Source organism: Phenylobacterium sp. (genome assembly GCF_030697925.1).
Lineage (GTDB): Bacteria > Pseudomonadota > Alphaproteobacteria > Caulobacterales > Caulobacteraceae > Phenylobacterium.
Genome location: NZ_JAUYOJ010000190.1, coordinates 1 through 10206, shown reverse-complemented (window position 1 = coordinate 10206; position 10206 = coordinate 1). Strand labels below are relative to the sequence as shown.

Below are 10206 nucleotides of genomic sequence, written 5' to 3'. Positions count from 1 at the left end.
GTTGAGGGCGGCGGAGATGGAGAGGCCGAGCACGTCGCGGGTCTGGGCGGGATCGATGATCCCGTCGTCCCACAGGCGGCCGGTGGCGAAGTAGGGGTCGCCTTCGGTCTCGTACTTGTCGCGGACCGGGGCCTTGAACGCTTCCTCCTCGGCGGGCGTCCACTTGCCGGCGTCGCGGTGGACGGTGGCCAGCACGCTGGCGGCCTGCTCGCCGCCCATGACCGAGATGCGGCTGTTGGGCCAGGTCCACAGGAAGCGGGGGGAATAGGCGCGGCCGCACATGCCGTAGTTGCCGGCCCCGAAGGAGCCGCCGATCAGGACGGTGAACTTGGGCACCTCGGCGGAGGCGACGGCGGTGACCAGCTTGGCGCCGTCCTTGGCGATGCCGCCGGCCTCGTACTTGCCGCCGACCATGAAGCCCGAGATGTTCTGCAGGAACACCAGCGGGATCTTCCGTTTGCAGGCCAGTTCGATGAAGTGAGCGCCCTTGAGCGCGCTTTCCGAGAACAGCACGCCGTTGTTGGCCAGGATCGCCACGGGCTGGCCCCAGATGCGGGCGAAACCGGTCACCAGGGTCGTGCCGTAGAGCGCCTTGAACTCGTCGAAGTCGGAGCCGTCGACGATGCGGGCGATCACCTCGCGCACGTCGTAGGGCGCGCGTACGTCGGTGGGGACGATGCCGTAGAGCTCCTCGGGGTCGTAGGCCGGCTCGCGCGGTTCGGCGAGGTCGAGGTCCACGACCTTCTTCGAGTTCAGGTTGGCGACAATGGAGCGGACGATGGTGAGCGCGTGCTCGTCGTCCTCGGCCACATGGTCGACCACGCCGGAGCGGCGGCCATGGGTGTCGGCGCCGCCCAGCTCCTCGGCGGTGATCACCTCGCCGGTGGCGGCCTTCACCAGCGGCGGGCCGCCCAGGAAGATGGTGCCCTGGCCGCGCACGATCACGGTCTCGTCCGACATGGCCGGGACATAGGCGCCGCCGGCGGTGCACGAGCCCATGACGCAGGCGATCTGGGCGATGCCCGCCGCGCTCATCCGCGCCTGGTTGTAGAAGATGCGGCCGAAGTGGTCGCGGTCCGGGAAGACTTCGGCCTGATGCGGCAGGTTCGCCCCGCCGCTGTCGACCAGATAGACGCAGGGCAGGTGGTTCTGCATGGCCACTTCCTGGGCCCGCAGGTGCTTCTTCACGGTGATGGGGAAGTAGGCGCCGCCCTTCACCGTGGCGTCGTTGGCGACGATCATCACCTCCCGGCCGGAGACACGTCCGATGCCCGTGATGACGCCCGCGCCGGGCGCCTCGTTGTGATAGAGGCCGTGCGCCGCCAAGGGCGCGACCTCCAGGAACGGCGAGCCGGGGTCCAGCAGGCGCTCGACCCGTTCGCGGGGCAGCAGCTTGCCGCGCGAGGCGTGACGGTGGCGCGAGGCTTCCGGCCCGCCCAGGGCGGCATGGGCCGCCCGCTCGCGGAGTTGGTCGACCAGGGCCCGGTTGTGGGCCTCGTTGGCCTGGAACGCCGCTCCGGCGCTGTCGATGGCGGTGGCGAGTTTGGTCATGCGCCCAAGAGTTCCCGGCCGATGAGGAAGCGGCGGATCTCATTGGTCCCCGCGCCGATGTCGTAGAGCTTGGCGTCGCGGACCAGGCGTTCGACGGGGAACTCCTTGGTGTAGCCCGCGCCGCCCAGGGCCTGGACGGCCTCGAGGCTGACCTTCACCGCGTTCTCTGAGGCCAGCAGGATGGCGCCGGCCGCGTCGAACCGCGTGGTGAGCCCCGCGTCGCAGGCCTTGGCCACGGCGTAGACATAGGTCCGGGCGGAGTTCAGCGCGACGTACATGTCGGCGATCTTGCCCTGCATGAGCTGGAACGAGCCGATCGGCTTGCCGAACTGCCTGCGCTCGCGGACATAGGGCAGGACCACGTCGAGGCAGGCCTGCATGATGCCCAGCGGCCCAGCCGCCAACACGGCCCGCTCATAGTCGAGGCCGCTCATCAGCACGCCGGCGCCGCCGTTCAGCGGGCCCATGACGGCCTCCTCGGGAACCTCGCAGTCCTCGAACACCAGCTCGGCGGTGTCCGACCCGCGCATGCCCATCTTGTCCAGCTTGGGCGAGACGCTGAAGCCCTTCGTGCCCTTCTCGATCAGGAAGGCGGTGACGCCGCGGCTGCCCTCTTCTGGAGAGGTCTTGGCGTAGACCACCAGGGTGTCGGCGTGCGGGGCGTTGGTGATCCAGAACTTGGTCCCGTTGAGCACGTAGCGGTCGCCGCGATGCTCGGCGCGCAGCTTCATGGAGATCACGTCGGAGCCGGAGCCGACCTCGCTCATGGCCAGCGCGCCCACATGCTCGCCGCTGATCAGCTTGGGCAGGTAGCGGCGCTTCTGTTCGGGGGTCGCCCAGCGGCGGATCTGGTTCACGCAGAGATTGGAGTGGGCGCCGTAGGAGAGGCCCACCGAGGCCGAGGCGCGCGACACCTCCTCCATGGCCACGACATGCTCGAGATAGCCCAGGCCCAGGCCGCCGAACTCTTCCTCGACGGTGATGCCGTGCAGGCCGAGTTCGCCCATCTGCGGCCACAACTCCCGGGGGAAGGTGTTGGTCGCGTCGATCTGCGCGGCCATGGGGGCGATGCGGTCGGCGGCGAAGCGGGCGGTGGTCTCGCGGATCGCCTCGGTGGTCTCGCCGAGGCCGAACTGGAAGCTGGGGCCGGACATGTTCGATCTGCCTTCTGGAGGGCGGTGCGGCCATTTCCCGCCGAAGTGGAGGCCGGTTCGGCGAAGGAAATGGCCCAACTCTGTAAACTTGAGCGAAATCCAGGGATTTCGCTCGGGCGCAACCTCGCAAAACTAGCGGCTCGTGAACAATCCACAAAATTGAACGTACATGATCAATATGATAGGTTTCACCTATCATGGACCGCTACCTGCTCCGCTACTTCCTGGCCATTGTCGAGACCGGGAATTTCAGCCGGGCGGCGGCGCGGGAGAACGTGGCGCAGCCGACCCTTTCGGCAGGGATCGCCAAGCTGGAGGCCCAGCTGCAGGCGCGGCTGTTCGATCGCACCAACCGCCGGGTCCACCTGACCGAGGCCGGCAGCCGCTTCCTCGTCCACGCGCGGCGCATCGAGCATGAGTTCAACCTGGCCCAGGCCGCAGTCTCCGGCGCGGCGCGGCCGGAACAATTACGGGTCGCCGTGCTGTCGACCATCCCGACGGCGCTTCTGGAACAGACCCTGGCCCGGCGCGCCGGCGACGAGCAGATCGAATTGCTGGAGGGCTCGGAACGCGAGGTGCTGAGCCTGCTGGACCGCGGCCGGGTGGACGTGGCCTTGACCATCCTGCGGCCGGCCTCCGACCGGTTCGGCGCCGAACGGCTATGCGAGGAGGGCTACAGCCTGGCCTTGCCGGCCGGCCATCGCCTGGCCCAGGCCGGCAGCTTGCGCGGCGAGGAACTGGCCGACGAGGTGATGATGGTCCGTCGCCACTGCGAGGTCCTGGCCGAGACCAGCCGCTATTTCATCGAGCGCAATGTGCGCCCCTTCTTCAGCTATCGGGGTGTCAGCGATGATCGGGTGCTGGGCCTGGTGCGGGCCGGGCTGGGGATCACCGTCATGCCCGACGGCCACCGCGATCCCGGCGTCGCCCGCGTGCGCCTGGAGGGTTTCACGCCGCGCCGCGTCCTGGGCCTGGCCTATGCCGACCCGACCGCGCGCTATCGCACCAGCGGCTTCGTCCAGGCCGCCCGGGAGGTGTTCGCCGACTAGGCGGTCAGGTCGGCGAGCCGCGCGGTCATGTAACGGGCGTCGGGACCGTAGCCGGCGACCTTGGCGGCCAGGGCCGCCGGCAGATCGGGCGGGTCGGCATAGCCCATCCTGGCCCAGAAGCCGCCGGCGCCCTGCACGGCGATCAGGTCGCCGCGGACGAGGCCCAGCGCCAGCGCGGCGTCGGCGGCCTTTCGCACCAGCGCGCGGCCGAGGCCCAGGCCGCGGGCGGCCTCGCCGATGGCCAGGTCGTGGATGAACCAGTTGTCGCCGGGCGGCGGCGCGCCCAAGGCCGTGCCTATGGCGGGCGGGGCCGCGGCCGGCCAAGGGTGGCTAAGGATGTAGGCCGTCAGCCCGTCGTCTTCGTCGAACGCCCCCCAGCAGCAGGTGGGCGCGACCGCTAGCCGGCTGCCCAGGATCTCCGCGGGCTCGCGGTAGAGCGGCAGATAGGCGGCCTCCTGGATCGCCTCGGCGGCGAGCAGGTCGGCCGCCGTCAGCGGTCGAAGGCTGGGGCTCACCCCGTCCGCTCCAGGCGCATGAGCCCGATGTCGATGTCCATTTGAATCTTGCGGGTATAGACCATCGCCCCGCTGTTTGGATCGATCGCAAGTCCGGAATAGGTGGCGGCCGCCGGCGCTTCGGCGACGAGGCTGACTGTCCCTCCCTCGACCCCGGCGCCCATGATCTCGGGTTGGCGCCCGGACCAATCGATCCAGAACTGCCGCTCGCCTTGGACGATCCAGGCGTTGGTGGGCGTGTCCGGGCCCCCCGTCAGGCGTCGGGCGCGGGACCCGTCGGCGCTCAGGCTCCAGATCCCGGAGGTGTTCGCCTTCATGCCGAGCAGGCCTGCCGACGACACCCGCACGGCGGCCCAGCCAGGCCCGGTGATGGGCGTGATCTGGCCCGGCTTCCGGATATCGAGGCGCCATAGGCGACGGGCGCCGCCGCGGTTGGCGGCCAGCACCAAGGTCTGGCTGTTCGCCTCCCAGCTCAGTGAGGTCATCTCGTAGTCGCCGCTCAGCAGGATGCGCGGTGGGCCGCCGGCGGCGGCGATCTCATAGACACCGTAGCGGCCGTGACTCGCGGCGACGAAGGCCAGGCGCTGGCCGTCGGGCGACCAGCGCAGGTCGTCCATGTGGGTGGCCTGGAAGAAGGTCTGTTTCTGGGCCGGCTGGCCCGGCGCGCGGGTCCAGACCGAACGTCCCGCACGGGTGTCGGCGATGTAGGCCAGCACGCCGGTCGGGGAAATGTCGCCGGCCCACTGCACGCCCGCCTCGTTGGTGATCACCGTGCCGCCGAGCCGGCCTGCTTGGATTTCCACCAGATTGGCGCGGACATCCGCCAGCTCCATCGCCAAGGCGCCATCGGCGCCGGAAGAAAGGCGGCGAACTTCGCGTAGGCCCGGGCCCAGCCTGACCGGTTGGTCGCGGCCGGAAGCCGGCACGCTCCAGATGCCGAAATCGCCGCTGCGGTTGGAGGAGAAGAACAAGGACTTGCCGGTGGTCGACCAGGCCAGGCCCGCCACCTCCGTCCCGTCGTTGGTGATCCGCCTCGGTTCGCCGCCCGAGAGGTCCTGGACGTAGATGTCCGACACCCCGATCGCCGCCCAGCGCACGAAGGCCAGGCTGCGGCCATCGGGCGAGATCATCGGCTCCAGGTCGCCGCGCATCCAGGCCGGCGGCGCAGTGACGATGGTTGTCGCTCCGCCCTCGGCGGCGACCGAACGGATCTGACGCGCCGCGCCAAGCTCTGGACGGTCGGCGAAATAGAGCCGCGCCCCGTCGGGCGACCAGGCGATCCGCGTCGTCTCCGAACTGCGGCAGGTCGCCAGCCGCCGCTCGGGACCGGCGGGGAGCGTCTTGATCATGATCTGGCAGGGCCTGTCGGGCGCGACGCGCGCGAAGGCCACCCGGTCCCCCGTCGGCGACCAGGCCGGCGAGGCGTCATCGGACGGGCCGCCGACCAGCAGGGCCGTTGAGCCGTCGCGGATGTTGCGCACGAAGATATCCTGGTCTTTCCCATCAGGCCCCGCGGCGTAGGCGAGTTGGCCGCCCGAGGCGGAGAGGGCGGGCTGGGCCTCGTAAAGCAGGGTGTCGGCGGCGCTTTCGAAGCCCTTGACCGTCCAGGTCTCGCCACGGTTCACCAGCCACCAGCCACCGGCCGCGACGAGGGCCAGGACCAGGCCGCCGAGCGCCAGCGCGGGCAGGTGGCCCAGGCGCCGGGCCTGGACCTCGGGCGTCGGCTCGGGCGACTGAGGCGTCTCCGCCTCACGGCGGTCGACCAGGTCGGCGGCGACCAGGCGGTAGCCGACGCGGGGCACCGTCTCGATGACGAACGAGCGGCGGTCGTCGCTCTCGGATAGCTTGCGCAGGCGTCCGATGCAGCGGTGCAGGGAGTCGTCGGTGACCGACACGTCGCCCCAGCAATCACGCAGCAATTCGTCGCGGGACACCACAGCGCCCATGCGGCGGGCGAGCGCCGCCAGCACCTGCATCACGCGCGGTTCCAGGATGTCGATCACGTCGCCCCGGCGCACTTCGCGATAGGCCGGGCGCACCCGGAAGGCCCCGAGTTGGAAGTCGTGCTCGTTGGCCAGGTCCAGGCGGCGATGCGGCGCGAAGCTCTTGGCTTCGCCTGTCAGTTGGCTGCCGTCGTCGGCCATCATCGGGCTCCCATCGGGTAAAAATCCGAACTGCGCCCAAGTCTTCCGGGCCCATGACGCAGAGCCTCGATCTGCGCGGCGCATGGTCCGCGGCTTGGCTTCGAGGCGTTGATGTCACTCATCGATCGCGCTCCGCAATTCGCGGTTCCGAGGTGGTTCCAGTGAACCGCCGCATTCCCCGTTCCCCGGACGATATCGAACAGTCGCTGCTCACCGCGATCTCCGATCCTATCCGGCATAAGATCATCGTGCACCTCAGCGCCCGGCCGCTCTGCGTCGGCAAGCTGGCCAGCCGGTTCCCCGTCGTTCGCGCTGCGATCTCGCGCCATCTGAGAGTCCTTCTCGATGCGGGCCTGGTCACCTGCCGGCGCACGGGCTCGCTCAACATCTACTCGGTGCGTCCCGAGCCGCTGGAGCGGCTGCGGACCTATTTCGGCCAGATCTCCTGCGAGGCGGCCCGTGCGGTCGAAGGCGTCGACGGGGACCGGTGGCTTGACGCCGCCTAGATCCCAAAGCCCGCACCCAAGGTCGCGTTGGTTACATAGGAAACAATACACAATGTAGGAAGCGTAACAACTGAGGCAATTTCGCGACAAGTCGAGTTGAAATCACTTCTCCGGTCGGAGGAGCGCTTGGGAATTTGCATCTAAATCGGAACCTATACAGTAACTCGTAAAAACAAAGTCCAAAACCGACAGGTTGGAGAGACCGCCACAACGGCGATCAACACTGTCATGTCCTGGGGGATATCCATGAACAATCGCAACAACCGCGGGCGTCTGCTCGCGTCGACGATCCTGACCGGCGCCATCGGCCTGTTCGGGGCCGGAGCCGCCTTCGCTCAAGATGCCGGAGAGGTTCAGGAAGTCGTGGTCACCGGCTCGCGCATCGTCCGCCAGGACTTCGTGGCGGCCAGTCCGATCACGACGGTGACCGGCGACGCCGCCGTCGCCAACGCCGACATCACCCTCGACACCTATCTGAACACCCTGCCGCAGGTGAGCCCGGCGGGCACGATGACCTCGAACAACCCCGGCAACGCCGGCCAGGCGAACATCGACCTTCGCGGCCTGGGATCCATCCGCAACCTGGTCCTGGTGGACGGCCGCCGTCCGATGTTCTCGGCCAACACCCTGACGGTGGATGTGAACACCATCCCGCAGGCGATGATCGGCAGCATCGAGGTGATCTCCGGCGGCGCGGGCGCGACCTATGGCGCCGACGCCGTGTCGGGCGTGGTCAACTTGAAGCTCAAGGACAACTTCGAAGGCCTGGACGTGCGCGCCAGCTACTCGGATTCCACCGAGTACCACGACGCCAAGGAGTACCAGTTCTCGGCCGTGCTCGGCGGCAACTTCTCCGACGGCAAGGGCAATGCGATCTTCGGCTTCGACCGCTCGGTCCGCGAAGGCGTGACCAAGGGCCAGCGTCCGTTCGCCGCTCTCGCGACGTCGACGACGGGCACGCCGCCGGCCGGCGCTATCCGCTTCAATTCCGGCAACCCCATTCCGCTCTCGGCGGTCCAGACCCTGTTCCAGAGCTACGGCGTGACGGGCGCGGTGGGCAACGCTTCGGGCTCGCTGGGCTTCAACCTTGACGGCAGCCTGTACTACGCCGGGGTGGCCAACAATCCGACCCTGCAGGTCCAGAACTTCAAGTATCCGATCGACGTCAACGTCAACACCCGGTTCTACCCCGACTTCTACAGCTACAACTTCGACGCCCCGAACCTGCTGACGCTTCCCATGGATCGTTACTCGTTCATGACGAAGATCAATTACGAGTTCGACAGCGGCGTGGAGGTCTTCGCCCAGGCCGGCTGGACCGAGTACACCGCCAACACAGCCCTGGCGCCCACGCCGATTCCCACAGTCAACACCGCGGCGATCGGCACGGCCACCAACCAGCAGGTCGCCTCGGCCCTGGTTATGCCCGGTCAGAACGTCGGCAACAGCCTAGTCGTGCCGGTCACCAACCCGTTCATCCCGAACGATCTGAAGGTCTTGCTGGCCGCCCGGACCGGCGACGACCCGAAGCTCGTCGGCTCGGGCGCCAACGAGCCCTTCCTGTTCGGCTTCCGGCCGCTCGGCTTCGGCGCGCGGACCTCGCAGTTCCAGAACACCGTCGTCCAGTACATGGGCGGCGTGAAGTTCCCGATCGGCGAAAACTGGAGGGGCGAGGGCTATGTCAGCCAGGGCCGGACGGAGATTGTCCGGACCCAGTTCGGCAACATCGACACCCAACGGCTGACCGACATCCTGGCTCATCCTGGCCAGAACCCGGCCGGCTCTGACGGCGCCTGCGCCACGCAGAACTTCTTCGGCGACCGGGGGCTGCAAGGCTCCTGCCGCACCTATCTGGAATCGCCGGTCACCCGTAGCGAGCTCTATGAGCAAACCATCGGCCAGTTCTTCATCAGTGGCGATCTGTTCGAGGCGCCGGCCGGCGCCGTTCCCATCGTCCTGGGCGTCGAGCACCGGGAGCTGGAGTACAGCCTGCGGTTCCTGTCGAACCCGGGTCCGTTCTCGGGCTTCAACGTCGGCGATCCGGAAGCCGGCGCCACGACGTTCAACGACATCTTCGCCGAGGCGCTGGTCCCGCTCGTCAAGGACCTGCCCTATATGGAAAGCCTCGAACTCGGCCTGGGCGTCCGCTACTCGAAGGCGCAGTTCGAGAACCTGCTCACCGGCGACAAGACCGACACGCGCGGCTCGTGGACCTACAAGGCCGAACTGAACTGGAAGGCCAACGACTGGGCCCGCATCCGCGCTTCGTATCAGCGCGCGGTTCGGGAGCCGAGCTTCGCCGAACTGTTCGTCGGCACCAACGCCGCGCCGCAGATCATCGACCCCTGCTCGCCGTTCACCAACGCCTGGAAGAATTCGGGAACGGGTCCCGGCACCCTGCGCGCGCTCTGCGCGGCCCAGGGTGTTGGCGCCGCCGGCGCTCCCACCGCGCCAGGCTCGCAGGCCAACATCAACGTGTCGGGCAGTATGGACCTCAAGCCTGAAAGCGCCGACACCCTCACGGTCGGTATCGCGCTTTCGTCCCCCTGGGAAAACCAGTGGGCAAGCCGCCTGCGGGGCTCCATCGACTACTACAACATCAAGATCGCCGACCCGATTATCCTGTTCGACACCAACACGGCGCTCGCGGCCTGCTTCAACTATTTCGGCACCAACCCGGGCTATTCCAACAGCTATCTCTACTGCGCCGGCATCGCGCGGACCGGCGGCAACCTGACCGGCGCCAACGTCAACAACCCGCTCTCAGCGGACGGGTCCTGGCCGTTCGAGAACGGTGGGATCATCAAGACCTCCGGCCTCGACTTCCAGATCGACTACGGCTTCGACTGGGAATGGTTCGGCGCCCCCGACTGGATGGGGTCGTTCCAGGCCAACCTGCTGCTGACCCATGTGCTGGAATACAAGCAGTCCGATCGGTCCGACCTGCCCGCCGTGGACTTCACCGGCACCATCTCCTACTTCGGCGCCGGCCTCGGCACGAGCTTCCCCGACTGGAAGGGGATGCTCAACGTCCGCTGGAAGCTCGGCGAGATCGGCGTGTCAGGCTACACGACCGACGCCTTCAGCCTCGGCGCCCGGGTCCGCTACATCGACGCCATGGAGAACCGCCAGTTCCGGCAGTACGAGGGCGAGACCTTCCTCGGCACGGCCGGCGTGCCTTCCAACGTCCCGGCGACCTACTACATCGACCTGGACGCCACCTGGGGCGTCACGGACAATGTCGAGATCAAGCTTGGCGTGAACAACGTGGCCGACCAGCAGCCGCG

General features: G+C 68.1%; 7 protein-coding genes. 3 read left to right on the top strand and 4 right to left on the bottom strand.

Annotated features, from left to right (window positions below; genetic code table 11):
* Together Q8Q88_RS18595 and Q8Q88_RS18590 are read right to left on the bottom strand one after the other, a co-directional pair.
* On the bottom strand, positions 1-1551 hold a 1551-nt coding region (locus Q8Q88_RS18595), incomplete at its 3' end, for a carboxyl transferase domain-containing protein (RefSeq protein WP_305676676.1).
* Positions 1548-2705, bottom strand: a complete 1158-nt coding sequence (locus tag Q8Q88_RS18590) for an isovaleryl-CoA dehydrogenase (RefSeq protein ID WP_305676675.1) — start codon at positions 2703-2705, stop codon at positions 1548-1550. The genes Q8Q88_RS18595 and Q8Q88_RS18590, both read right to left, overlap by 4 nt.
* Positions 2706-2902: 197 nt before the next feature.
* Here Q8Q88_RS18590 and Q8Q88_RS18585 point away from each other — a divergent pair, with 197 nt between their 5' ends.
* The gene (locus tag Q8Q88_RS18585; RefSeq protein ID WP_305676674.1) at positions 2903-3754 is read left to right on the top strand and encodes a LysR family transcriptional regulator; all 852 of its coding nucleotides are present in this window, start codon (positions 2903-2905) and stop codon (positions 3752-3754) included.
* On the opposite strand, the gene Q8Q88_RS18580 is transcribed toward Q8Q88_RS18585, so the two are convergent.
* A complete protein-coding gene (locus tag Q8Q88_RS18580; RefSeq protein ID WP_305676673.1) occupies positions 3751-4269 on the bottom strand; it encodes a GNAT family N-acetyltransferase in 519 nt (172 codons plus the stop codon). The two genes, Q8Q88_RS18585 and Q8Q88_RS18580, sit on opposite strands and share 4 nt — an antisense overlap.
* Positions 4266-6413 (bottom strand): winged helix-turn-helix domain-containing protein, encoded by a 2148-nt coding sequence (locus Q8Q88_RS18575; protein ID WP_305676672.1) that lies wholly within the window; start codon positions 6411-6413, stop codon positions 4266-4268. The genes Q8Q88_RS18580 and Q8Q88_RS18575 overlap by 4 nt, the downstream gene beginning before the upstream one ends.
* A gap of 161 nt (positions 6414-6574) precedes the next feature.
* Here Q8Q88_RS18575 and Q8Q88_RS18570 point away from each other — a divergent pair, with 161 nt between their 5' ends.
* Both Q8Q88_RS18570 and Q8Q88_RS18565 read left to right on the top strand, forming a co-directional pair.
* On the top strand, positions 6575-6919 hold the full coding sequence (locus Q8Q88_RS18570) for a helix-turn-helix transcriptional regulator (RefSeq protein ID WP_305676671.1): 345 nt from the start codon (positions 6575-6577) through the stop codon (positions 6917-6919).
* A 246-nt stretch (positions 6920-7165) separates the two neighbouring features.
* On the top strand, positions 7166-10206 hold a 3041-nt coding region (locus Q8Q88_RS18565; RefSeq protein WP_305676670.1), incomplete at its 3' end, for a TonB-dependent receptor domain-containing protein.